Genomic DNA, 24,530 nt, shown 5'->3' on the forward strand with positions numbered 1-24,530 from the left:
TATAAGCGACGGAGAGGATTGAGGAAAGCAGCGTCCGGGACCTCAATGCCCCGGAAGCAGCGATTGCAGACGCAGGAGCGCGATCTTTTCCACCTGGGCGGTGGCGGTGTCGAACTCCTCGTCCGCAGAATTGTCGATGCGCTTCTCGAAGGCGGCCAGAATATCGTCCTTGGTGAGGCCCTTGACCGCGATGATGAAAGGGAAGCCGAATTTTTGCGTATAGGCGGTGTTGAACTCTGTGAAGCGGGCGTGTTCGGCGGCGCTCAACCGGTCGAGCCCGGCGCCGGCCTGTTCCTTTTTGCTGTCCTCGGTCAGCTCGCCGGCTATCGCCAGCTTGCCCGCAAGATCCGGATGGGCGCGCAGGACGCCGAGACGTTCCTCGCGGCTTGCCTTGCGGAAGATTGAGGTCAGCGCGTCATGCACGCTCTTGGACGTCAGCGGCACCAGCATCAGCCCGGAATCATAGGCACGCTCGGCAATGAACGGCGAGTGCTCGAACACGCCGCCGAACATCGCGATGAAATCCCCGCGCGCGCTCATAGCGCGGCCGCCGGCTTGTGATGCTCGCGCCAGTGTCTGGCGATCTCGATGCGCTGTGGGATCCAGACCTTGTCGTGGCTGAGCACATATTCGATGAAACGCTTCAACGCGGCGGCGCGTCCCGGCCGACCGACAAGACGGCAGTGGAGGCCGACCGACATCATCTTCGGCGCGCCTTCCCTGCCCTCCTGGTAAAGCACGTCGAAGGCATCCTTGAGGTAGGTGAAGAACTGGTCGCCCGTGTTGAAGCCTTGCGGCGTTGCAAACCGCATGTCGTTGGTCTCCAGCGTATAGGGGATGATCAGGAAGGGCTTCTGGTCGAGACCCTTGACCCAGTAAGGCAGGTCGTCCGCGTAGCTATCGGAGGAATAGAGGAAACCGCCCTCCTCCATGACCAGTTTCAGCGTATTGTCGGAAGGCTTGCCCTGGTACATGCCGTAGGGCCGCTCGCCGACGAGTTCGGTATGCAGGCGCACGGCTTCGAGAATGTGTTCTCGCTCCTTCGCCTCCGGGAAATCCTTGTATTCCAGCCAGCGATAGCCGTGGCTGGCGATTTCCCAGCCGGCTTCCTTCATGGCGGCGACGGCTTCCGGGTTGCGGGCCATGGCGAGCGTCACGCCATAGACGGTGGTCTGTACGTTGAGCTCGGTGAACATCCGGAAGAGCCGCCAGAAGCCGGCGCGCGAGCCGTATTCGTAGATCGACTCCATGTTGAGGTTGCGCTGGCCCGGCCAGGGCGCGGCACCGACGATCTCCGACAGCAGGTTTTCCGAGGCCGGATCGCCGTCCATGATCGAGCTCTCGCCGCCCTCCTCGTAATTGATCACGAACTGCACGGCGACGTGAGCGCCGCCGGGCCATTTCGGATCGGGAGTGGAGCGGCCGTAGCCGACGAGTTCGCGCGGATAGTCTTTTGCCTGCATGGATCACCTTCGACGAATTCTTCCGGGACGGTAGCGCACCCGTTCCGGCCATGTCGAGATGGAAACGTCGTCTCAGAGTCCGAGCACCCGAAGGATCGCGACTGAGGCAACGCCAAGTGCCACGGAAACGAGCATCGGCAGCCGGAGTGCCGCAAAAGCAGTCACGGCGCAAGCCAAGGTTTCGGCAATCCCGGTGGCAAACGCGGTCGGTGCGACGACAGCCATCAGAACTGCCGGTGGGATCGATTCGATAGCCTTGCGGCGGCCACCTTCGAGCGAGACATGGCGGATGAGCACGAGGCCGCTCAAGCGGGTGAGCACAGTGGCGGCCGCCATGGCGAGGATGGCAATGAGCGTGGCGAGATCGACAGTCATGGCGTCACCTCGATATCCCTGGACTTGCCGGTCACCAGTGCGGCGGCAAGGCCGGCGATGGCACCGGCAGCGATATACCAGACGCCCGGCACGAAATGCTGGGTGGCGACGGCGGCCCCGCCACTCGCCAGCAGCACGGCCCCGGTCTCAGGTCCTTTCCAGAAGCCCATCACCAGCACGATGAAGACGGCCGAGAAGGCGAAGTCGAGCCCGAGCACCACCGGATCGCCGAGAAAGGCGCCGAGGGCTGCCCCGGCCAGCCCCGAGAGCACCCAGGTGAGATAGAAGGGCATGGCGAGGCCGGCGAACCAGGCGGGCGTCAGCCGCGCCACCTTGGCCCGGAACTCGGCCATCGCCCAGATCTCGTCGGCGAGGAACAGCATCGAGAGATAGCGCGCCGGCGGGTTGAAATTGTCCATCCTCGTGCCGAGCGAGGCGCTCATCAGCACGTGGCGGATATTGACCAACAGCGCCGCAAAACCGACACCGGTCCAGGAGGCCGGATGGGTCCAGATATCCATCGCCACGAATTGCGAGCCGCCAGCAAAGACGAGCGCGCTCATCAGCCCCGCCTCGACCGGCGACAGGCCTTTAGTCGCCGCCACCGCCCCGAAAACGAGGCCGATCGGGATGACGGCGGCGATCAGCGGCGAGATCGCCCGCATTCCGCCGAGGAAGTCTTGAAACCTTGCATTGCCATTCACGTCAAAAACCTCCGATGGAAGCGGAGGTCTTAAAGATCAAGCGGATAGCCGTCTTGAACGAAAGTGATCAGCGAGCCCGATACTGTCCCGGCGTCAGCCCGGTGCGGGCCTTGAAGTGGCGGGTGAAATGCGCCTGGTCGGCAAAGCCGCATTCGAGCGCGATCTCGGCCGGCTGGCCGCCTTCCCTCAACCGCTTGCGGGCCGCCCGGATGCGGATGTCGGTGAGGAAGGAATGCGGGGTGATGTGGAATTCCTTGCGGAATGCGCGGATGAGGTGAGCGCGGCTGAGACCCGCGACGGTCGCAAGTTCCTCCAGCCCGACATCGGAGGCAAAATTCTCAGTGAGGTAGTCGCGGGCCCGGCGCACGGCGGTGCGTTCCGTCGTATCGGCCGGCACGATGATCGAACTGCCGTGACGGCGGAACATCGCGTCGAGCACCAGGAACATCGCCTGGCTGGTTTCGAGCGCGCCGGAGCCTTCTTCCAGCGTCCGGTGCGCCTCGTGGAAAGCGTCGGCGAGCGCCTGGTCGTGGAGGAGTTGGATGCCGAAGGCGGGCGTGCCCTGGAAGGGTTTGCCGGTGACGTCTTCGAGGATCTCGCGGAGCAATGCCACATCCGGATAGATCATCCGGTAGCGATAACCGCCGCCCCGCGGCGCACCGTCGTGTGTCTCGCCCGGATTGATCAGGTAGAGCCCACCCGGCCCGGCGCTTTCACGGCTGCCCTTGATGGTGCAGACCTGCATGCCCTGCTCGATCGCACCTATACTGAACGTATCATGCGCATGCGGCGCGAATTCGTGGGTGAGAAACGTCGCGCGCAGGCATTCCATGCCGCCAAAGCGATCGTCGCGCCAGAAACGGGTCACCTCTGCCGGCATCAGCGGCATGTGGTCGGTGGCCTGTTCCTGCGAGATATTCTTCATGGGGGGAATATAGCAGATCGGCCGCCGCCGCTCTTGAACAAAAGTGACGCCGGAGGCGCCGCGAGGCACTTGAATGTCAGGCAATCTTGCGCGCTGCTACGCGACCCATCGGGTGCAGCGAATGCACGAGGAAAGGCGCGCCGGGCTCCTCCTCGATGAACAGCGCCAGATTGGCGATCTCGACCGGCCTTTTCAGATAGGGTTCGAAATAATCGCGCAGCGCCAGGTCGAAACGCGGCATCTCGACCAGCGACAGCGGGCCGGTCAGGGTCATGTGAAAACGGAACTCGTCCATCACGTAGGGATGGCCCCAGCGATGCAGGTTGGCGAATTGCGGCGCCGAGAGATCGCCCGAATCGCTGCGCTCCAGCTCGGCTTCCGACAACGGCGTGCGGAAATTGTCGAACTCCTGAACCACGGAAGCAGCGAGGAATCGGACGGTATCGCAAGGAACGACCGGCGCAAGGCCGAAGAAATTGCCGAGCCGGACGACTTCGAGCTTCGGCAGTTCGAACGGGCTGTGGGTGCCCGCAAACCGCATCAGATGGCGCAGCAGCATCGGCTCGGTCACGTCGGGTGCCAATCGGAACGGCGCCTTCAGCGTCGCGTGGAAACCGTAGCGGCGTGGCAGCGCGGTGTTGAAGGCAATGTCGTGAATGCCGATGCCACGGATTGCCGGCGGCTCCGTCGCTTCGCCTGAAAAGGCATTGCGGCCGAGCCACTGGGCTGCAGCGACCGTCAGCGGATCATGCGCCGGAGGCGTGAAATGAATGGCATAGCGCATGCGTCACCTTCTGAACGTCCTTTTTCAGCAACCCCGTGTTTTACGCATTGCTCAACAATCCCTGCCGTGGGGGTTAAGTGATTTGCGTGACAGAATAACGACGCGGAGGACCGAAAACTCGCGTTTAACGCGAGGCGACGGCAAGGTGACTGGCGAGTGTAAATGACGCCGGAAGCCGCATTTCCCGGCTATTCACGGCATTCAGCGCCGCATCCGCCAACCTGTGCGCGATACCGAAACTCACCTTGAAACCACCTGTGAGGGCGATCACTCGGGCGTGATCGGGATGCAGGCCGACCATCGGATCGCGGCCGATCGCCTTCGGCCGCAATCCCGCCCAGCGCTCGACGACGAGGGCCTGCGCCAGGGCCGGCACGAGCGACCGGGCGCGCAAGACGAGGTCGTCGAGCTGCCTGTCGGTCGAGGACGGGTCTTCGAACACATCCTCGCTGGTGCTGCCGACCGCCATGTGACCGCCCTCATGGGCGACCAGATAGAGGCCGTTCAGGAAGATCACCGGCAGGGATGGATCGATATCGGCCTTGAGCAGCGCCGCCTGCCCCTTGACCGGCTGGCCGATCGGATGTTTCAGCGGCGGTGTGACGTCCTGAAGCAGAGAAAAGGACCGGTGGCCGGCCGAGACGATGCAGTGGCCGAAGGCAACACTTTCGCCGCTACGGAATATAATCCTACTAGCGGCTGGATCTATCGTTTCCGCCTCCAGGCCTTCGACGATTCGGACATTGCCGGCCGAGCGCAGGAAGGCCGCGAGAGCCGATACGAGACCCCGCGGCGAAACCCGGGCGGCAAACGTGTCATGCACCAGTCCGGCAGCTGCGAAGGAGGCATCCGGCCATCCCTTTTGCGGCGGGCGGTCAAGCACATGCCAATGGAAACGACGGTCGCCGCGCCGCCAGCAGGCTTCCGCATCGGCCGAGTGCCCGAGCGCGATCTTCCGCAAATGCGGCTTCGGCAGCGGGATCAGCCGGCCGGAGCGGCGGTAGCCACAGGCCATGCCGGTCTCGGCTTCGAGTTCAGCGATTTCGTCTTCCAGCGACAGAAGCGCGTCGAACTGGAACTGCTTCTTGTCGTCCCACTTGTCGGGCATATACGGCATCAGGGCGCCCAAGAGCCCGCCGCTTGCCCCCTTTCCCAACGAGCCGGCATCGACAAGCAGGGTGCGGATACCGAGTCGCTCGGCCTTGACCGCCGCCCAGAGGCCCATGATGCCGCCGCCCAGGATGACGAGATCGGCGGATGCGGGAAGGTCATGAGATTGACCGCCGAAGCCGGCAGGATTATCCGCATGTCCCATGAGCGACCGTGATCCTGAAATTCGTGTGACCGAAAGCCAGCCCCTAGACTGGCATGACGGCGATATGCCCTATTCGCAAAAGTTTGGCGATCACTTTTATTGCCGCACCGACGGCCGGCTGGAGTGTGGTCACACGTTTCTGGCCGGCAACGGCCTGCCGGAGCGCTGGGAAAGGCACCGGACTTTCCGGATCGGCGAACTCGGGTTCGGCACGGGCCTGAACTTCTGCGAGACCTGGCGGCAATGGAAGCTCTTTCGCCCCGATGGCGCCAGGCTGCATTTCACCTCCTTCGAACTCTACCCGATGCGGCCCGACGAAATCGACCGGGCGCTCGCCCGCTGGCCGGAGATCGAAGCGGAACGGCGGGCACTGGTCGAGGCATGGCCGGACGAGCCCGCCGGGCATGTCGTGATCGACGCTGACGCCCAGACATGTCTGACGGTCGTCTGCGGCCCGGCGCTCGAAAGCGTTTCCGCGGCCAGCGCGGATTTCGACGCGTGGTTCCTCGACGGCTTTGCGCCGTCGCGCAATCCGGACATGTGGTCGCCGGAAATCATGCAGGCGATCTACGACAAGACCTTACCCGGCGGCACGTTCGGCACTTATGCGGCAGCCGGCTTCGTACGGCGAAATCTGCAGGCGGCCGGTTTTACCGTCGAACGGCGGCCGGGATTTGCGGGCAAACGCGAGATGTTGTGCGGCATCAAACCGGCGCCCTGATCAAAGATCGCCCCAAGACCGCCCAACGTAAAACAGCCGGCCCTGAGACCGGCTGCCATCCATCACATCGCACGGGCACCTACTGGCAGACACGCAGGCTTTCCATGTGCCATCCGCCGTCATAGGCGTTACGGACGCGGCGGTCCTCGAACCAGCAACGCGGCCGAGGCGGCGGTGGCGGATCGATGTAACGCGGCCCGCTGTCATTGGCGAGAGCCCCGCCGATCAGGCCGCCGATGACGCCCGCGGCCAAACCTCCGGCAATCAGCGCGCCATCGTTGTTATGATGCCTGCGCGGCGGGTCACGGCGATCGTATCGATCATATCGATCGTATCGGTCGTAGTGTCTGTCCCACTGTTGGGCCGATGCTTCACCGGCCGGCAACACGACGCTGGTGCAGGTAGCGGCCAGAATCAGCGCCGAGACAATCATCTTCTTCATCACAAGCGTCTCCGTTTCCACCGAGCTGCGCCTGAAAGCGGCAAAAAGGGCTCGGGTATTGCCGGACAATGCAGGTGCCGAGCTTAACGGTCCCTGAACGGAAAACCGGTCGCTCGCACCCTGCCGAAATTACGAAAAACGTATAAGACCATATTTCTCGCCACTCATTGTTGGTCCTTCCGGCGCGCGTCCCGCTTTCATACTTTTGCGTGAAACTAATCTCAACATACACGGGATCAGGGCATCAGATGAACTTCGCGGGCTCCCACCATATCCATGTCATTGGCGGCCAATATGCGGTGTCGGCCGATCCCGATACCGTGCTGATGACCGTTCTCGGGTCCTGCGTCTCGGCCTGCATCTACGACAGCACCACCAACATCGGTGGGATGAACCATTTCATCCTGCCTACGAGCGGCGGACTGGAAATCACCCAGCACCCGGAACGCTACGGCGATCTGGCCATGCGTGCGCTTGTCGACGACCTGTGCAGTCTCGGCGCGGAACGCCGGAACCTTCGGGCCAAGCTGTTCGGCGGCCGCACGCACAAATGCAGCGGCTACGATCCCGGATTGCTGAACGCCGCGTTCGCCAGGCGTTTCCTTCAGGCGGAAGGCATCAAGCTTGTCGATTCCAGTCTCGGCGACGATCTGGCGCGCTGGGTCGCGTTTCACCCGACGACAGGCAGCGTGCAGATGCGGATAACCGCCGTCACGATGCCCGACACGTCAATTCCCCGCATCGCCGGCGCAACCGCCAGGGCAACGCGATACTGATTGCCCGCTACGTCCTAACGCCGCGCCAGCAGTGCTCCCAGTTCTTCGGAGCACGGATATTGGCCGACATGGTCGCGAGTGAGAGCGTCGAGAACCGGAAAACTCCGGCTCAGTTCGACACCGAGCTCACGATCGCACCGCCAAGCCAGTTGCGAACCTTGGTTTCCAGAGCCTCCGGGCTGATCGGCTTGGAAAGGTAGTCGTCCATACCGACCTGGAAGCAGAGTTCGCGGTCGCTTTCGAGCGCATGCGCCGTGACGCCGATGATCGGCGTATGGGTGCCGGTCTCCTGTTCGAGCTCGCGGATTTTCTGGGTCGCCTGATGGCCGTTCATGACCGGCATCGAGACGTCCATGATGATGACCGCCGGATCGTGCTTTTTCCACGCTTCGACCGCTTCCGCACCGTTCTTGACGATCTGGAACAGCCAGCCGGTGGTCTGCAGGATCTGGGTAAAGACGATCTGGTTGACCTCGTTGTCCTCGGCGACCAGCACGTCGAGCGTCGGCGCCGCCTGCATGGGCGGCGTGGAGACTGGGACCACCGGCTGTTCGGCAATCACGGGCGTCAAAGCAACCAACTTAGGCGCGGCAACCGGCGCGACGGGCAGCACCGTCGTTTGAAACCTACCAGCCGCTTGGTCCGCTTCGACTGCCCGGCGCTTGGTGCGGATCGAGCGGACGACGTCGATGATCGTGCTGCGCAGCAGGTTGGCGCGTGCCGGCTTCATCAGATGCGCCTGGATGTTGAGGGCGGCGAACATGCTGTCGTCGCCGGCCATGTCCATCGAGGTCAGGAAAACCACGCCGGTTCCGTCGAAGCGCGGATCGCGCCTGAGCTGCTTGGCGAAATCCAGGCCGTTCATCTCCGGCATGTGGTAGTCGAGCACGATCGCATCGACAGTGACGCCGATGCGGGCGGCCTCGCTGAGGATCGCCAGCCCCTCGGCGCCGCCGTCGGCTGCGACCGTGTCGAACCCCCACATGGTGAGCTGTTCGGTGAGGATGCGGCGGTTGACGGCATTATCGTCGACGACGAGTATGCGTGCGCCGCTGGTGTTGATCGGCAAGGCCGTCAGGACGTTGCGTTCGCTGACCACCTGGAACGGCAGGTGCACAGTGAAGACGGAGCCGCGACCGATTTCGCTCGTCACGTCGATATAGCCGCCGAACAGTTCGGTGAGGCCGGCGGTAATCGCCAACCCCAGGCCGGTGCCTTCGTGGCGGCGCGTCGAGGACGTGTCGACCTGTGAGAATTTCTCGAACACCGATTTCAGTTTCTCTTCCGGAATGCCGAGCCCGGTGTCCTCGATGCGGATCGACAGCATCATCTCGCCGGGGCTCTTCGCCTCCGATCTCAGATCGATGAAGACATGCCCCTTTTCGGTGAATTTCACCGCATTGCCGACCAGGTTGGTGATGATCTGGCGGAAACGCCCCGCGTCGCCCATCACCGTCTCGCGGATCGAGACGTCGCCGCGCACGATGAGTTCGATATCCTTCTCGGCAGCGGACGAGGACAAAAGCGTCGCCACGTCCTCGATCGCCTCGACCGGGTCGAACGGCGCCTTGCGCAGCGTCATCTGGCCGGCGTCGATCTTGGAGAAGTCGAGGATGTCGTTGATGATCGTCAGGAGCGCATTGCCCGACTTGACGATGATGTCGATGAAGGTCTTCTGGCGGGTGTCGAGATTGGACTTGGCCAGCAGTTCGGCCATGCCGAGCACGCCGTTCATCGGGGTGCGGATCTCGTGGCTCATATTGGCGAGGAATTCCGACTTCGCCCGGTCGGCGGCCTCGGCGCGCTGCAGGAGGCGGGTCAGCTCCTCCTCGCGGCTCTTCATCTCCGTGACGTCGGTGAAGACAGCCAGCCAATGGTCGCTGCCGGTCAGCTTCGCCTCGACCTGGATCCACTTGCGGCCCTCGACGCGGAAGGCGGCAAACACCGGCTTGCCGGCTGCGACATTGTCTTCCCAGGCCTGGAGCGTCACCGCCGCTTCCTCGGACGTGCCGAGATCGCCGCGTTCGACGCAATAGCGGAAGAGATCGCGCCATAGACCCCCGGCGCCCACCAACTCGGCCGGCATGTCAAGCATGGCCGGCAGCGCATCGTTGGAGAAGATGATCTCGCCGTCATGCAGGATGAGCAGCCCTTGCGACATGGCGCTCGTCGCGTCGCGCATCAGCGCGCCGTGGGTTTCGAGCGCCGCACGGGCCTCCTGGATCTCCTGCTCGCGCTTGCGGACAGCCGTGATGTCCATGTAGCTCAGCAGGATCTTTCCGCCGGAAAGCTGAGTGCCGGAAATGACGATCACCAGACCGGTTCGGCTCTTCACCTCGATAGGCGGCCGCTCCTGGCCATCGGTCAAGGCGGCAATGCGCTCCCGGTAGATTTCCTCGAAGCTGTGCGTCGAGCCGCTATAGATGCCGTGGTCGAAATTGACCTTGAGGAAATCCCGATAGGAACGGCGGGGCAGATCGAACTGCTCTCCGGCATCCCAGAAGGAATAGAAGGCCGGATTGGCGTATTCGAACAGGAACTGCTCGTCGAGGATCGCCACGCCGACGGGCATGGTGTGCAGGATCGTCTGCAGATCCTTGCCAATCTTCTCCGCCTTGTTCTGCGCCTCCTTGATGCGGGAGACGTCCATGCGCGAACCGACGAGGTTGTGCGCGCCGTCATTGGTGGTCACCCGGCGCAGATGCGTGATGACCGGGACAACCGATCCGTCGGGAAAGGTAATATCCTCCGATTTCTCGATGTCCTCGCCTGTCATTACCTGGTCGTTTTCAATCCGGAAGCGATCGGCCGCGTCGGGGAACATTTCCGTTTCGGTCTTGCCGAGGAAATGGCTTCTCGGCTTGCCGAGCATCGCCTCATAGGCGGCATTGGCATAGGTGAGCTGGCGGTCGCTGTTGCGCACGAACACGGGCACCGGCAAGTCTTCGAGGACGGCGCGAAACAGGTCCGTCTCCGAGACATGGGTGCGCAGGAGCATTTCCTGCTCCTTGAAATCGGTCACGTCGTGACGGATGGCGATCAGCAGGCCGTTTTCGAGACGCTTGTTGATGCTCCGCAGCCAGCGTCCGTCGGAAAGCTGGTCGATGCTTTCGGAATAGGGAAGATCGAAAGGTTTCATCCGCTCGGCGATCCAGGCGTCCTTGTTTGGCACATCGGAACCGAAACTCGCCGGCGACACGCGCTGGCGGCGATCATAGGCAAATCCGAGAATATCGTTGAGCGTGATCCCTGGCTGGATATCGATCGAGATCGATGCAAAATGATTGATGAGCTGGGAATTGCAGTAGAGCAGAACGTTGTGCTTGTCATAGATGCCGATACCCATTTCGAGCATGTCGAGGGCATCGTCGAGAAGCGCATTGTTGAAAGGCGAAAACGGCGCGATGGGCTTTGCAGCATTGGCCTGGGCAGCACTGGCCTGGGCACTGGAGGACGGGACAACGGCGCGTGGTGCGACGTTCTTCGGGTCGGAAATGGCGTCAACGCCCGGGACCGCCGCAAACGTGCCGAACAGATAGGTATGGTCGTCTTCCGTCAGGAAACGCTCGATATGGATTTCATGGCGGACGATGCCGGAGCGGTCGAAACAGAGCGCCGTCTCGTCGGTGCCGAAAACGATCGCCCGGCATTCCTTTTCCTTGCGGTCGGCATCGTCCAGCGCGCCTGCAAGGCCGCGGCTGGTATTGCCGGCGAATTCGCTCGAATGCATGCCGAAAAGGCGTGCATAGGCAGCATTCACCGCCACGTAGCTAAGGGCGCTGTCCTTGATGAACGCGGGTTCGGCAAGATCGTTGATCCGCTCGCACGCCGTTTTCAAGAGTTCGCTTTCCGTGTCCACCTTCCCCGCTCCTCGTGCCGGCCGATATCCGGCTCGATTCGTTTGTCTCCCAATCGACTGATAACACCATAGCGAGTGTTAACATCGTGTTGTTGAAACAGTACGACTTATCATTTCTGGCATTCGTCAACCTGAAGCGCCCATATATGGGCGCCAATACAGCCTGTGATTGATCGTGACAGCCATCGATATCCGCAGACATCCAACCGCATGGCGTAAATGATCCGAGCTAATCCGAAAGCAACCCGGAGGAAGGCCGATTTCGACCGCCAAATCTTCTCCATATTATAGCCACGATCCGGCCACAATCGACATTGGCAATTGCTAAGGCTTGATAAAAATCAACCGCAGGCGGCATGAAGCTGAACGTCCGTTCAGACTATCGGGAAATCGTCTTCATCAATCCGCCGCCTTTGGGCGCGACCATTTATTCACCCCTTGAGGACAAAAAGGGAAAGGAAAAGAACATGTCGGCACTGAAAAAGACGATATCACTCGGCCTCGCCGCACTGTCCGTAGCGGGCGCCCTGACGGCGACGGCTCCGGCGGCAGAAGCTCGCGACCGCCATCGCAATGTCTGGCCGGGCGTGGCAGCAGGCCTTGCCGGCGGCATCATCGGCGGCGCAATCATCGCAGGGTCGCAGCGGCCGGCTTACGCCGAGCCCGAATATGTGGAGCCGGAATACGACTACGCTCCCCCGCCCCCGCCGCCTGTCTATTACCGCCGCGCCTATTATCGCGACTACCCGCCGGTCTGCGAACTCGAATGGCGCCGCAACCGTTATGGCGAGCCCTATCGCGTCGAAGTCTGCTCGCGCTGATCGGCAGAGCAATCGCATTGAAGAGCCTGTTTCCGCCGCCGGCGGATGCAGGCTTTTTGTTGTTCTGCAGACGCACCGAGTGCTGCCATGGACATAGCCGGGAAGCCACGCCGTTTCGCGTTTGCGAAACATCTGCTTGACTTTTGCCCGGAAAACCACCAAATGCGCTTCAGCTTTCACCTTCCGGCCGCCGCGTGAGTTGGCCCCGCGTCATTAAAGACACCGCGAAGAAGGAACAAGGCGCAAAGATAGATCGCCCTCGATCCCGGAGGGTTTAAGCGCTGGAGAGCAATTTCCAACTTGCAAGTTCCCACTTCACGCGGGGTTCTTGACGCCAAAGGCAGACCGGACGGCATGGTGCCAGTCCGGCGATACGCTTTTGGCGCCCCGAAAAGGTATTCGACTTGACGAATTTCCACGAGCTTGGTCTGTCCAAGCAGACCGTAGCCACTCTTTTTGCGCTCGGTTACGAAACGCCGACCCCGATCCAGGCCCAGGCGATCCCCCAGCTTCTCGAAGGCCGCGACATGATCGGTCTTGCCCAGACCGGCACCGGCAAGACCGCTGCATTCGGTCTTCCGATCATCGAAATGCTTGCCAAGGACCCGAAGCGTCCTGACAACCGCACCACCCGTACGCTCATCCTCGCTCCGACCCGCGAACTGGTCAACCAGATCGCCGCCAGCCTGAAGAGCTACGTGCGCGGTACGCCGATGAAGATCAACGCCGTTGTCGGCGGCGCCTCGATCAACAAGCAGCAGATGCAGCTCGAGAAGGGCACCGACATTCTCGTCGCCACCCCGGGCCGCCTGCTCGACCTGATCGCCCGCCGTGCCATCGGCCTGACTGCCGTGCGTTACCTCGTTCTCGACGAAGCCGACCAGATGCTCGATCTCGGCTTCATCCACGATCTGCGCAAGATTTCCAAGATGGTGCCGAACAAGCGCCAGACCCTGCTCTTCTCGGCCACCATGCCGAAGGCGATCGCCGATCTTGCCTCCGACTTCCTCAAGGATCCGGTCCAGGTTTCGGTCACGCCTCCGGGCAAGGCTGCCGACAAGGTCGAACAGTTCGTCCACTTCGTGGTCGGCAAGAACGACAAGACGGACCTTCTGAAGAAGTCGCTCGAAGAAAACCCGACCGGCCGCGCCATGGTCTTCCTGCGCACCAAGCACGGCGCCGAAAAGCTCTCCAAGCATCTCGAGCATATCGGCTTCAAGGTTGCCTCGATCCACGGCAACAAGAGCCAGGGCCAGCGCGAACGCGCCCTCAAGGCCTTCCGTGACAACGAGATCCGTGTTCTCGTCGCCACCGACGTTGCCGCCCGCGGCATCGACATCCCTGGCGTCACCCACGTCTTCAACTACGACCTGCCGGAAGTACCGGACGCCTACGTTCACCGCATCGGCCGTACCGCGCGTGCCGGCCGTGACGGCATTGCGATCGCCTTCTGCGCTCCCGACGAAGCCCGTCTGTTGCGCGACATCGAGCGCCTGATGAACATCGAGATCACCACCGCATCCGGCGAACGCCCAGAAGGCGGCCGCCAGCCACGCGGCGGTGCCGGCAACAATAATCGTGGCGGCGCGGCCAATCGCGGCCGTGGCGGCAACGGCAACGGCCAGGCACGCGGCAACGGCGAAGGCCGTCCCGAGCGCCGCGAACGTCCGGCCCGCAAGCCGTTCTTCGCAGCGGAAGGCGCCGAGGGCGGTGATCGTCCCCAGCGTCCGGCCCGCGCCAATGGCGATCGTCCCCATGGTGACCGCCCGCAGCGCGACAACCGTCGCAACGACGATTTCCGTGGCCAGCGTCGCGGCGAAGACGCTCCGCGCCCGGAAGTCGACAACGACCTCTCGACCACGTCGGATTTCCGGCCCGTCAAGAAGCAGTTCGGCCCCCAGAACGGCGAAGGTCGCCCGGCTCGCACCGAGCCCCGCAAGGAACACCGCAAGGGCGGCAATGGGGCTCCGAACCCGCATGCTGCACACGGCGCCCATGAACCCGCTGCCCAGCGCAACAACCGCGGCCCGCGCGTCGAAGCCGCCCGTCCGGCCACTGGCGGCAACGGAGGCCCGGTAAAGTTCGGCAACGACAACCGCTCCGGCCAGCAGGGCCGCACACGCCGCCCGGCGTAAGGACACCCCGCGTAAGAAAACAAAGCCAAGAGGCCGCTCGCGCGGCCTCTTTTTTTGTCACTTGACCGCCGCGTTCCCTCCATCCGCATAGAGCGCAGACCCTGCCACGAAGCTCGCCATCGGGCTCGCCAGGAAAAGTGCGGCCCGGGCGATTTCCTCGGGCTGGGCGATCCGCTTGAGGGCATGCAGGCCGGCCGCCCATTCCTTTTGTGCCGCGTCTCCGGCCATCGGAGTGTCCGTGCCGCCGGGGAGCAGCGCATTGGCGCGAATGCCGCGTGCTCCGTAATCGGCGGTAATCCCTTTCACCAGACCCATTATCCCGGCCTTGGACGTGCCATAGGTCCCCATGCCGGGGATGCCGACGCTAGTGCCGACGAAGGTGGAGGTGAAGATGATCGATCCGCCGCCGCGTTCGAGCATCGCCGAGATCTGCGAGCGGGCGCCGAGGAAGGCGCTCGTGAGGTTCATGGCCAGGGTATGCTGCCATTCCTCCAGCGTCACCTCGCCGAGCGGCTTGTAGGGGCCGACCGTGCCGGCATTGTTCAGGGCGATGTCGAGGCCCCCGAACCGGCCAAGCGCGGCTTTGAGCAATGCCCGGTGGGTTTCCTCCTCCGCGACATCGCCTGCCACGGCAACCGCGCGGCCGCCGGCCGCCTCGATCTCGGAAACAAGTTTTTGCAATTCCGCCTCGCCCCGCGCGTTGGCAACAACGGCAGCCCCTTCCCGGGCGAAGAGAAGGGCGGCGGCCCGGCCGATGCCGCTTGATGCGCCGGTAACGATAGCAACTTTGTCGGTTAGCATGATGTACCTCTTGTTGGTTACATCCGCTGTCTAAGGCTGCCCGGCTCCCATCGACACCCGTTTCCTGACCGAATGGAAAACTCCCTCAAGCCTTGCGGTTCACCATATAGACGCCCGCAACCACGATCATCGTGCCGACGATCATCGGCAGGGTCAGGGGCTCGCCGAACAGGATCGCCGCCTCGATCGCGACGACCGGCGGCATCAGATAGATGAGCGAGGCGGCGCGGGACACCTGGCCGCGGCGGATAAGGTAGAGCAGCAAGCCGACCGCGCCCATGGACAGGCCGAGGACCGACCAGGCCATGGCGAAGATCGCCTCATGCGTCCAGTCGAAACGCAGGTTTTCAAGGCTGAGCGCCAGCGGGATCGTCACGATCAGCGCGCCGACGAATTGCAGCGTGGCGATCGAGAACAGGTCGCCCTCCTGCAGGTGCCGCTTCTGGTAGAGCGTGCCGTATGTGACCGACGCCATGGCGACGAGGTTGATCAGCACCGGAACCGCAAGTCCAGCCAGCCCGCGCTCGAAGAGGTCGAGAAGCTGCGGCGAGATCGCGATCAGAATGCCGGCAAAACCAAGCGCCAGGCCGACCTTCTGCAAGGGCTTGAGGCGCTCTCCGAGGAAAAGCGGCGCGACCATGGCGGTCAGCAGCGGCTGCAGCCCGGCGATAATGCCCGAAAGACCGGCCGGCACGCCCTGCGCAATCGCATACCAGACGCCCGCAAGATAAAGTCCGTGCAGGAAGACGCCCGAGAACATCGCATGGCCGACCTGGGCACGGCTCTTCGGCCATTTTGCCTTTGTGACCAGGCAGACCACGAAAAACGCCGCGGCGGCAAGTGCGTGTCGTCCGGCCAAAAAGGTCAGGGGATCGGCATGTTTCGCCGCGTATTTCGCGACGAGCCAGCCCGTGGACCAGAGGAGGACAAAAAGGGCCGGAGCCAGGCGGTCGAGCATGATGGGGATGTCCGGCGGAGATTTCGGCAGCGGCCGCTTTCATGGAAGCCGCCTGCTTATTCCCACCTCGTTTCATCGTCAAAGCAGAAAAACTGATGATTGCGATGAACACCGATTGAGAGAAGGGAGATCCTCACGCGGCAAGCGGATCCTGCCCCATCAGCCCTTGCCCGATGAAGGCCGACTCTCGCACCACGCCGAAGCCGTAACCGGCCATCTCCCGCTCATAGGCAGTAAGCGCCAGGGCAAGGCCGACCTCGCCGCGTTCCACGGCAATAATTGCGTGTCCGAGCAGCGCCGCATCGCGCATTGCGACATTGGCCCCACGTCCGAGCGTCGGCGTCATCGCATGGATGGCGTCGCCGAGAAGCGTCACCCGAAAAGTCTCTCCGAGATCGCAGGGAACGCTCGTATGCATCTCGATCGAGAAAAAGGAGGAAGGGTCTCCCTGAGCCGGAATGGCCCCGGCAGCCGCCGGCCACTCCTCCAGCATCCTGATCGCAAGGGCCTGAAGCGCCGGGCTGCCGGCCTGTCGCAGCATCGCATCCTCGCCGGGAAAATATTCGCGGCGGCCGCCGACAATGCAGACGACATAGTCGTCCTGGCCGAAAAGCCCTGCCTCCGGCGCGATCCTGTCAGAAGCGGCGTCCGGACGGGTCGGAAAAATCACCGGCCCCAGCCCGAGGAAGACGCCGGTCGTCGGAGGCGACGGTGAAGACGTCGGCAAGAACGTGTTCGGGCAGGTGGTGGCGAGCCTTTTCGATCGGAATACGGCCGTAGATGGCGCGCACCCCGGTATCCATGATGCGCGCCTCGGGCAGTCGCTGCCGGCGCACCGCGGAGCGGATCCCGTCGGCACCCACCAGAATGTCGCCTCGTGCGGTGCTGCCGTCGGCAAACACCGCGGTCACCCCTTCGGCATCCGTTTCATAGCGCAGCATTCGGGCGCCGAATCGGCAGAAATCCTGCAGGCCGGTCAGAAGGATATGCCGCAAGGTGGCGCGATTGACATTGATATGCTCCGGGCCACCATCAGCAAGCCAGTGCCTCGGCGTCCTGTCGTGCCCGCCGCTCGGTATCCGCCGCAATTCCTTGAGTGTCGTATCGACAATCGTGGTGAACGGCAGCGGCCGCATCGCGGTCGCTTCGAAAAGCCGGTACAGATTTGCAGGCAGGACTTCCCTGAGGGCGTTTACCCCATCCCGGTCGATATGCAGGCGATAGCCCTGAGGACGATCCCAGGGCCCAGAATCGCTTTCGAAGATTTCCACCTCGACATCGGCGCGACGCAGTATTTGCGCAAGGCAAAGCCCGCCGAGACCGGCACCGGCAATAATAACTTTAAGCTTAGACATAGGACGCTCCTCTTCCGTGATCGGAAAAGGACGTACAGGATGTGCCCGCTCCCCATGAGCGAACCCTTATACGAACGCAAAGCGTCACCCGGACTACCGACCGGGCCGTGACTTTTGCACGTCCGGCTTCCTTATCCGAAATGACCGAAACTCTGTCAACCACCAGAATTAGGGGCAGGTCTCTGAACGGACCTCGCAATCACTCGCTAACTGGGGCTCAATCGACGCAAGCTGGACGGCATTTGATCAGAGCTTAGGCAGCTGATGTTTTTCAAGGCAGGAGATTTATTCACCCCCTTCTAAAGTAGGGAGCTTGCCGAGTACCAGAATCAGCGCATTTACTGGTCGGGGAGCATCGAAACTGTATTTTTCTGATGCGCGGAATTCTTTTTCCGCCAATTGCGCACAGTTCTTGCATTGCCCTCACCGTTGTATTCTTATGGCCAAAAAAGGGGAATGCGCCTTTGGCATTTGATGAAATGTTGACTGCGGAAAACCTTCCGCGACCGCCATACAAGACCTATCACGAATGGTATGCCAGTCAGGATGCTGCACACCTGATCCGCAAAACCCAGGATGCGGAAAACATATTCAGAAGGACGGGCATCACATTCGCGGTCTATGGACACGCGGACAGTTCCGAAAAGCTCATCCCCTTCGACATCATTCCCCGCATCATCTCCGCCCGTGAATGGCGCAAGCTGGCTCAGGGCATCGAGCAGCGGGTTCTGGCGCTCAACGCCTTCCTCGACGACATCTACCACAAGCAGGAGATCATCAAGGCCGGCCGCATTCCCCGCGCGCTGATCGAGAGGAACGTCACCTTCCTCCCCGAAATGATCGGCTTCAAGCCGCCCGGCGGCGTCTACACCCACATCGTCGGCACCGATATCGTGCGTACCGGCGAGGACCAGTTCTACGTGCTGGAGGACAATGCCCGCACGCCGTCCGGGGTTTCCTACATGCTGGAAAACCGGGAAACCATGATGCAGATGTTCCCGGAACTGTTTGCGCTGAACAAGGTCCAGCGGGTCGAGGACTATCCGCGGCTGCTGCGCCAGTCGCTCGCCTCGCTTGCTCCTCCCGGCTGCAACGGCCGGCCCCGCGTCGCGGTACTGACGCCCGGCATCTTCAACTCGGCCTATTACGAACACTCGTTCCTCGCCGACCAGATGGGCGTCGAGCTCGTCGAGGGCGGCGACCTGCGCGTCATCGACGGCCGCGTCAAGATGCGCACCACACGGGGCTACGAGGCAATCGACGTCCTCTACCGCCGCGTCGACGACGACTTCCTCGATCCGATGACTTTCCGCGCCGATTCGGCGCTCGGCATTCCCGGCATCATGGACGTCTATCGCGCCGGCAACATCACCATCGCCAATGCGCCCGGCACCGGCATCTGCGACGACAAGGCGATCTATTCCTACATGCCCGAGATCGTCGAATTTTATACCGGCCGCAAGGCGCTGCTCGAAAACGTGCCTACTTGGCGCTGTTCCGAGCCTGACAGCCTCAAATACGTGCTGGAGCACATCGAAGAACTGGTCATCAAGGAAGTGCACGGGTCCGGCGGCTACGGCATGCTGGTCGGCCCGACGGCGAGCAAGAAGGAGCGCACCGACTTTGCCGAGAAGCTGGCGGCTAGGCCCGACAACTACATCGCCCAGCCGACGCTGGCGCTGTCCACCGTGCCGATCTTCGTCAACAAGGGGATTGCCCCCCGCCACGTCGACCTGCGTCCCTATGTGCTCGTTTCCGACAAGGTGAAGATCATCCCCGGCGGCTTGACCCGCGTGGCCCTGAAACAGGGGTCGCTGGTGGTCAATTCCAGCCAGGGCGGCGGCACCAAGGACACCTGGGTACTGGAAGATTGAGGTCGTAGAGACATGCTCGGAAGAACTGCAAACGGCCTTTACTGGATGTTCCGCTATATCGAGCGGGCAGAAAATATCGCCCGCCTCGTCGATGCCGGCCTGCGCGTGTCGCTGACCCGCGCCGGCTCCTCCGACGAGGACTGGCACGGCGTGCTCGAAAGTGCGGGCGTGCGCGAAGCCTATTCGGAAGTGCACACCGAACTGACGGCGGCGGACGCCATCGATTACCTGCTGCGCGACCAGGCCAACCCGTCGAGCGTCATGTCCTGCATCGAGTTCGGACGCAACAACGCCCGCATGGTGCGCACGGCGCTGACCCGCGAGACCTGGGAGGCGACCAACGAATGCTGGATCGACCTCAAAGCCCGGCTTGCCCGCAAGCAGAAGGCGACCGACCTGCCCGAGCTGATCGACGTCATCAAGCACCGCTGCGGCCTGATCCGTGGCGCCTTCCACGGTTCGATGCTGAGAAACGACCTCTACAATTTCTCGCGCATCGGCACCTTCATCGAACGCGCCGATAACACCAGCCGCATCCTCGACGTGAAATATTACGTGCTGCTGCCGGCGATCAGCCAGGTCGGCTCGAAGCTCGACAACTACCAATGGGAATCGATACTGCGCTCGGTCTCCGCCCACCGTTCCTACGGCTGGGTCTATGACGGCGAATATCAGTCGGCCAACATCGCCGATTTCCTGATCCTGAAAGTCCAGATGCCACGCTCGCTGGCTTACTGCTACGAGAAGATCACCAACAATCTCGATTATCTGGCGCAAACCTATGATGAGCGGCTGAAGGCGCACGAGACGGCGGCGGCAATCCGCTCGACCCTGAAGCGCGGCTCAATTTCTGACATCATGGACCAGGGCCTGCACGAATTCCTGGAGGATTTCGTCAGCCGCAACAACCAGCTCAGCGCCGAAATCTCCGACGGCTACCGCTTTTACCAGTAAAGCCAACAGGCACAGGATTTACCGCACATGCGGCTGAAGATTTCCCATACGACCGAATATCTCTATGACGAGCCGGTGCCCTATTCGCTGCAACGGCTCAGACTGACGCCGATCGACGGGCCCGGCCAGAAAGTCATCAACTGGTCGATCACCGTCGATGGCGCCAAGATCGAGGCAGGTTATGCCGACCAGTTCGGCAACCGCGTCGAACTGGTCTCCACCGAAGGCACCGAGCACACGATCCGCATCACCGCGTCCGGCGAGGTGGAGACCCAGGACCGCGCCGGCGTCTTCGGTCCGCACCAGGGCTTCTGCCCGCTCTGGCTGTTCCTGCGCGAGACGGCGCTGACCAAACCCGGCAAGCTCATCCGCGAGCTTGCCAAAAGCCTCGAGGGCGACAGCGAGCTTGCCAGGATGCACGCCCTAATGGAGAAGATCCACGAGACCGTCACCTATGTGCCGGGCGCGACCGGCACCCAGACGACCGCCGAACAGGCGCTGGAGGCAAAGACCGGCGTCTGTCAGGACCACACCCATATCTTCATCACTGCCGCCCGCCTGCTGGATATCCCGGCGCGCTACATTTCCGGCTACCTGCTGATGGAAGGCGAGACCGAACAGGCCGCTACCCATGCGTGGGCGGAAGTGCATCTGCCGGGCCTCGGCTGGGTCGGCTTCGACACGTCGAACAAGATCTGCCCGAACGACAGCTACGTGCGGGTCGCCTCCGGCCTCTGCTACCGCGACTGTGCGCCCGTCTCCGGCATGCGCCTCGGTCCGGCCAGCGAAAACCTCAAGGTTTCGCTGACGGTGGCGCAAAGCCAAAGCCAGCAGGGCCAGACGCAGTCCCAGGGGTGAGAGGCGCTTCGGGAGCGGGGGGGCTGTCCGGCATAGCAGACGTTCTCGGCCAGCCGTAAAATCACCGGCTCACACCGTTGTGCGGCGCAATGGTTTGTTAACCACGGACGGCGTTCCCGATTTCACAAGCAGTTCAAGGGTTGAAGATTCCGGAGGCGGCAATCTATGCTGCATTGCGGCATGGACTATTGCTGCCTACGATGCGCGGGGCTGCGGGTTACCGAAACGCATGGCAATGCCATGCCTGAATGAGGATACCAGATGCTTGAGACGTCCAAAACCAAGCCGCAGGATCTCGAATCCATCGCGCGCCATGGCGGAACTTTCCGGCGAATGGCCGCACGCCTGCCCACCTATTTCACCGACCTGCGGGAAAACCCGGCTTGGCTTCCCATGTTCCTTTTGGCCCGGACAATTCCGTTCAGGCGAGCCCATTGGCTGACTGCCCGGCGCGTCTCGAAATCTGCGCCGGTGGCGACGTCGATGTTCGGCGACATCGAAGCCGATAAGGTTGCGGACGAACTCAGACGAAGCGGGATCTTCACCGGCCTCATCCTTCCCGATCCGATTCGGCAGGAGATCGCCCGTTTTGCATCCGAAACCCCTTGCTTCGGCAATTTCGAGCGGAAACTCGAATTCCGGGCGGACGAACATGCGGAAGCGGAACGCCGATTCGGTCGAGCGATCCTGAGCGGCCACCATTTCGAAAGGATCGCCAGTTGCGAGGCGGCGGTCGCGGTGCAGCAGGATCCTCTTCTTCTGGATATCGCACGCCACTATCTGGGCGGTGAGGCCAAGCTGATCACCACGCGGACGTGGTGGAGCTTTCCCACTCAATCCGCTTCGGAGAGCGACCTCAGCCGTGCGTCGTTCAAGTTTCATTTCGATCTCGACGACTGGCGGATGTTGAAATTCTTTTTCTATCTGTCGAATGTCGATGAGGATGCGGGACCGCATGTCTATATGCGCGGCAGCCATAACAAGCGGCGCCTGAAGCACCAGTTGACCCTGCTGGTTGGGCATCCGGCAGAAGAAGTGCTCGAATTTTACGGAGAGGAGAGCGCCGTCACCCTGACCGGCAAGGCGGGCTACGGGTTCGTCGAAGATCCCTTCGGCTTCCACATGGGGACGGTCGCAAAATATCACCCTCGGCTCATGATGGAAGTGGGATTCGGCGTCTCGAAACCCTCGAAGCGCAGATATCACGGCGAACCCGTCGTGCGCTGAGCGACCCTTCCGGCTCGATGAGCCCCCACGGGGCTCATCCCATCACACATCAATAAGTCCGCAAGCTCGACGCCATCTCCGCATGGTCTAGTCCCGCCCCATAAAAGAGGTGGCGAATGCTGTTTGGGCAATCGGTCTTCCAGTCGGTGCTGACGCGGCTGAAGCAGGAGCACGGCGAAGACGAGAGCGAAGAGGCAGGCACGGGCTTCCGCATCAAGGGGCTCGGCATGGGTTTCGTCGCGCCGACGGATGACGGTCCAGTGGTGACCGCAACCGGGACCGAAGCCTATTTCGCCTTCCTTCCCGACGTGGCCGAGATCGAAATCGAATCGATGCGGGCGGAAGATGAACCGCAAGATCTGCCGCCGCCGATCATTCCCGCCCATCTGCTGCGGCTGACGACCGAGGAAATCGCTGCGGAGCTTGCCATCACGGCTGCCGATACCGAGGCGACGCTCGGCGAGAAACGACGGCATTTCGCCAAGGCCAACCATCCAGATGGCGTCGCCCCGGAATTGCGGGAAAACGCCAACACCCGCATGAAGACCGCCAATTTCCTGATCGACACCGCGATCAAGGGTCTCTTCTGGCGCTAGGAAAGTTTAGTCCTGCGGGTCGTCGGCGGGCTTCTCGACCGGCGGCTTTTTCTTTTCGATGAACAACTTGTAGCCGGCGTAAGCGCCCATGGCGCCGACGATGATCGCCCAGAAGGGTTCTCCGGCGACCAGTTCGAAAATCGCCCAGGCGGCGCAAACCGCCGGGATCAATACCCGGCGCCAAAGCGGCTCGTAAAAGGGATGGTTCGGATCGATCATGGTCTTCACTCCCGGCCAGTCGTTTTGCCACCAGTCACTCGCAATCGGTCATTCCCCGGCGGCCTGCATGCTCTGGCGCGAACCGATGATATCCTGGTCGACGATCGAAAATGCAAGATTGAGATGCCCCTCGAACACCAGCGAGGGTTCGTCCGGCACGATGGTCAGGCCCGGCATGCCGCCGAGCCGCACCACATGCGTCTGCGCCAGTCCCTCCTCGATGCCCGCCTGCAGCAAATCTTGATAGCGGGTGCCGGGACCGGTGATGAAGACCGGCATGTGGCCATGCAGGCTGAGCAGCCGCGAGAGGCCATAGCCCAAAGCGGCGCCCGCATTGCGGAACGCGAGCTGCGCCATGCGATTGCCTTGCCGGGCGCGGACGGCGATCTTGTCGATTTCGCTGACCGGCACGAATTTCGCCGGGATCGTATCCACCGGCACTTCGAAGGCAGCGCGCAAAATGGCGTAGAAACCGGCATAGGCCTCGACGCAGCCGCGCGCACCGCAACGACAAAGCCCGCCGTTCGGCATATGCAGCATGTGCCCGAAATTGGGCGCCGAGATTTCCGGAACCCCGCCAGCGATCCGTCGCGCAATCCCGAGCCCGATGCTGTGGCCGAGCGAGAGCGCGGCGAGAACAGGCTCACCGCCGCCTTGCGTCTTCACCTGGCGTTCGAGCAGCGCGCCGGCGACCAGCAGCGTCTCATTGTTGAGGATGACCTTGGCCTGCCAGCCGTCTTTGAGTGCCGCGGCAAAATCCACGGGCTGGGAACCGAAGACCGGCGACCAGACAAGCACCGGATCGCTCGGATGCGCCAGTCCCTTGCTGCTGACCGAAACGAGCAGAACGCTGCCGCGATCGATGCGGGAGCGTTCGACGGCCCGTTCGAGCCCCGCCGAGATGGCCGCGAGAAAGGCCGCCGTGCCGCCCTCCCCGCGCGGTTCGCTGAACCGGTCGAGCAGTGTTCCGGCATAATCGACCAGCGAATACTGGATCAGGTCCGACGAGATGATGACGGTGATGAGATAGCCGCAATTGCGCCGCTGGCTGAACAGCACGCGCGGCCGCCCACGGCCGACAGTCGCCTGCTGCTCGCTCTTTTCGATGATGCGGGCGCGTTCCAGATCGGCGGTGATCGAGGAGATTGTCGCCGACGCCAACCCGGTGGCATCCGAGATTTCCGTGTGCGCGAGCCGGCCATGGCGACGCAGCGCAGACAGCACGAGCGCGCTGTTCTGCTGCCGGACCAATTCCGTGCTCGATTTCGCCAGCATTCCGCCTGCCGCCTCCCTCACTCCATCTGTCGATACGGCAGTGCCTCGCCCTCCACAAGTGCCGATTGACAGCCCACGGAATCTCTGACATCT

24 protein-coding genes are annotated in these 24,530 nt (G+C 62.5%); 9 read left to right on the forward strand and 15 right to left on the reverse strand.

Features of this window, described 5'->3' with window-relative positions:
• Positions 1 to 42: 42 nt before the first annotated feature.
• The 7 genes from uraD to RG540_RS13495 form a co-directional block, all read right to left on the reverse strand.
• Complete coding sequence (gene uraD, locus RG540_RS13465) at positions 43 to 540, reverse strand: 2-oxo-4-hydroxy-4-carboxy-5-ureidoimidazoline decarboxylase (protein ID WP_038588735.1); 498 nt, start codon at positions 538 to 540, stop codon at positions 43 to 45.
• Complete coding sequence (puuE, locus tag RG540_RS13470; RefSeq protein ID WP_038588738.1) at positions 537 to 1,463, reverse strand: allantoinase PuuE; 927 nt, start codon at positions 1,461 to 1,463, stop codon at positions 537 to 539. The genes uraD and puuE overlap by 4 nt, the downstream gene beginning before the upstream one ends.
• 72 nt (positions 1,464 to 1,535) lie before the next feature.
• Positions 1,536 to 1,838, reverse strand: a complete 303-nt coding sequence (locus RG540_RS13475) for an AzlD family protein (RefSeq protein WP_038588741.1) — start codon at positions 1,836 to 1,838, stop codon at positions 1,536 to 1,538.
• On the reverse strand, positions 1,835 to 2,503 hold the full coding sequence (locus RG540_RS13480; RefSeq protein ID WP_046600994.1) for an AzlC family ABC transporter permease: 669 nt from the start codon (positions 2,501 to 2,503) through the stop codon (positions 1,835 to 1,837). Before RG540_RS13480 ends, RG540_RS13475 begins: the two co-directional genes overlap by 4 nt.
• A gap of 106 nt (positions 2,504 to 2,609) precedes the next feature.
• Positions 2,610 to 3,467, reverse strand: a complete 858-nt coding sequence (locus RG540_RS13485; RefSeq protein WP_038588747.1) for an AraC family transcriptional regulator — start codon at positions 3,465 to 3,467, stop codon at positions 2,610 to 2,612.
• A gap of 76 nt (positions 3,468 to 3,543) precedes the next feature.
• Positions 3,544 to 4,251: a DUF1045 domain-containing protein gene (locus RG540_RS13490; protein WP_038588750.1), complete on the reverse strand. Its 708-nt coding sequence runs from the start codon at positions 4,249 to 4,251 to the stop codon at positions 3,544 to 3,546.
• Positions 4,252 to 4,375: 124 nt separating this feature from the next.
• Positions 4,376 to 5,566: an NAD(P)/FAD-dependent oxidoreductase gene (locus RG540_RS13495; RefSeq protein WP_038588753.1), complete on the reverse strand. Its 1,191-nt coding sequence runs from the start codon at positions 5,564 to 5,566 to the stop codon at positions 4,376 to 4,378.
• Here RG540_RS13495 and mnmD point away from each other — a divergent pair.
• Entirely contained in the window at positions 5,565 to 6,287 is a 723-nt protein-coding gene (gene mnmD / locus RG540_RS13500) for a tRNA (5-methylaminomethyl-2-thiouridine)(34)-methyltransferase MnmD (protein ID WP_038588756.1), read from the forward strand. The two genes, RG540_RS13495 and mnmD, sit on opposite strands and share 2 nt — an antisense overlap.
• Positions 6,288 to 6,366: 79 nt before the next feature.
• Here the strand turns inward: mnmD and RG540_RS13505 are convergent, their stop codons facing one another.
• On the reverse strand, positions 6,367 to 6,729 hold the full coding sequence (locus RG540_RS13505; RefSeq protein WP_038588759.1) for a hypothetical protein: 363 nt from the start codon (positions 6,727 to 6,729) through the stop codon (positions 6,367 to 6,369).
• Between the two features lie 248 nt (positions 6,730 to 6,977).
• On the opposite strand from RG540_RS13505, the gene RG540_RS13510 reads away from it, so the two are divergent.
• Entirely contained in the window at positions 6,978 to 7,505 is a 528-nt protein-coding gene (locus tag RG540_RS13510) for a chemotaxis protein CheD (protein ID WP_038588762.1), read from the forward strand.
• Between the two features lie 109 nt (positions 7,506 to 7,614).
• On the opposite strand, the gene RG540_RS13515 is transcribed toward RG540_RS13510, so the two are convergent.
• A complete protein-coding gene (locus tag RG540_RS13515) occupies positions 7,615 to 11,364 on the reverse strand; it encodes a response regulator (RefSeq protein ID WP_038588765.1) in 3,750 nt (1,249 codons plus the stop codon).
• A gap of 467 nt (positions 11,365 to 11,831) precedes the next feature.
• On the opposite strand from RG540_RS13515, the gene RG540_RS13520 reads away from it, so the two are divergent.
• The gene (locus RG540_RS13520; RefSeq protein WP_038593768.1) at positions 11,832 to 12,185 is read left to right on the forward strand and encodes a hypothetical protein; all 354 of its coding nucleotides are present in this window, start codon (positions 11,832 to 11,834) and stop codon (positions 12,183 to 12,185) included.
• A gap of 404 nt (positions 12,186 to 12,589) precedes the next feature.
• Positions 12,590 to 14,320: a DEAD/DEAH box helicase gene (locus RG540_RS13525; RefSeq protein ID WP_038588768.1), complete on the forward strand. Its 1,731-nt coding sequence runs from the start codon at positions 12,590 to 12,592 to the stop codon at positions 14,318 to 14,320.
• Positions 14,321 to 14,377: 57 nt separating this feature from the next.
• Here the strand turns inward: RG540_RS13525 and RG540_RS13530 are convergent, their stop codons facing one another.
• The 4 genes from RG540_RS13530 to RG540_RS33025 all read right to left on the reverse strand — a co-directional run bounded on the left by RG540_RS13530 (position 14,378) and on the right by RG540_RS33025 (position 17,434).
• Positions 14,378 to 15,121, reverse strand: a complete 744-nt coding sequence (locus RG540_RS13530) for an SDR family oxidoreductase (protein WP_038588771.1) — start codon at positions 15,119 to 15,121, stop codon at positions 14,378 to 14,380.
• 85 nt (positions 15,122 to 15,206) lie between these two features.
• Positions 15,207 to 16,082 carry a DMT family transporter gene (locus tag RG540_RS13535; RefSeq protein WP_038588774.1) on the reverse strand — a complete coding sequence of 292 codons (876 nt, stop codon included), beginning with the start codon at positions 16,080 to 16,082 and terminating at the stop codon, positions 15,207 to 15,209.
• A 130-nt stretch (positions 16,083 to 16,212) separates the two neighbouring features.
• Entirely contained in the window at positions 16,213 to 16,749 is a 537-nt protein-coding gene (locus RG540_RS33020) for an FAD-dependent oxidoreductase (protein ID WP_275451990.1), read from the reverse strand.
• On the reverse strand, positions 16,715 to 17,434 hold the full coding sequence (locus RG540_RS33025; protein ID WP_197560136.1) for an FAD-dependent oxidoreductase: 720 nt from the start codon (positions 17,432 to 17,434) through the stop codon (positions 16,715 to 16,717). Before RG540_RS33025 ends, RG540_RS33020 begins: the two co-directional genes overlap by 35 nt.
• A 464-nt stretch (positions 17,435 to 17,898) precedes the next feature.
• On the opposite strand from RG540_RS33025, the gene RG540_RS13545 reads away from it, so the two are divergent.
• The 5 genes from RG540_RS13545 (at position 17,899) to RG540_RS13565 (ending at position 22,943) form a co-directional block, all read left to right on the forward strand.
• Complete coding sequence (locus RG540_RS13545) at positions 17,899 to 19,308, forward strand: circularly permuted type 2 ATP-grasp protein (protein WP_038588777.1); 1,410 nt, start codon at positions 17,899 to 17,901, stop codon at positions 19,306 to 19,308.
• A gap of 12 nt (positions 19,309 to 19,320) precedes the next feature.
• On the forward strand, positions 19,321 to 20,262 hold the full coding sequence (locus RG540_RS13550) for an alpha-E domain-containing protein (RefSeq protein ID WP_038544485.1): 942 nt from the start codon (positions 19,321 to 19,323) through the stop codon (positions 20,260 to 20,262).
• 27 nt (positions 20,263 to 20,289) lie between these two features.
• Positions 20,290 to 21,120: a transglutaminase family protein gene (locus tag RG540_RS13555; protein WP_038588780.1), complete on the forward strand. Its 831-nt coding sequence runs from the start codon at positions 20,290 to 20,292 to the stop codon at positions 21,118 to 21,120.
• A gap of 261 nt (positions 21,121 to 21,381) precedes the next feature.
• Positions 21,382 to 22,347, forward strand: coding sequence for a hypothetical protein (locus tag RG540_RS13560; RefSeq protein ID WP_038588783.1), 966 nt, complete (start codon positions 21,382 to 21,384; stop codon positions 22,345 to 22,347).
• A 116-nt stretch (positions 22,348 to 22,463) separates the two neighbouring features.
• Positions 22,464 to 22,943, forward strand: a complete 480-nt coding sequence (locus tag RG540_RS13565; protein ID WP_038588786.1) for a hypothetical protein — start codon at positions 22,464 to 22,466, stop codon at positions 22,941 to 22,943.
• A 6-nt stretch (positions 22,944 to 22,949) separates the two neighbouring features.
• On the opposite strand, the gene RG540_RS13570 is transcribed toward RG540_RS13565, so the two are convergent.
• Together RG540_RS13570 and RG540_RS13575 are read right to left on the reverse strand one after the other, a co-directional pair.
• A complete protein-coding gene (locus tag RG540_RS13570) occupies positions 22,950 to 23,162 on the reverse strand; it encodes a hypothetical protein (protein WP_038588789.1) in 213 nt (70 codons plus the stop codon).
• A gap of 48 nt (positions 23,163 to 23,210) precedes the next feature.
• Positions 23,211 to 24,437: an ROK family transcriptional regulator gene (locus tag RG540_RS13575; RefSeq protein ID WP_038588792.1), complete on the reverse strand. Its 1,227-nt coding sequence runs from the start codon at positions 24,435 to 24,437 to the stop codon at positions 23,211 to 23,213.
• Positions 24,438 to 24,530: the final 93 nt, after the last annotated feature.

This window comes from Neorhizobium galegae bv. orientalis str. HAMBI 540, from assembly GCF_000731315.1.
GTDB classification, from domain to species: Bacteria; Pseudomonadota; Alphaproteobacteria; order Rhizobiales; family Rhizobiaceae; genus Neorhizobium; species Neorhizobium galegae.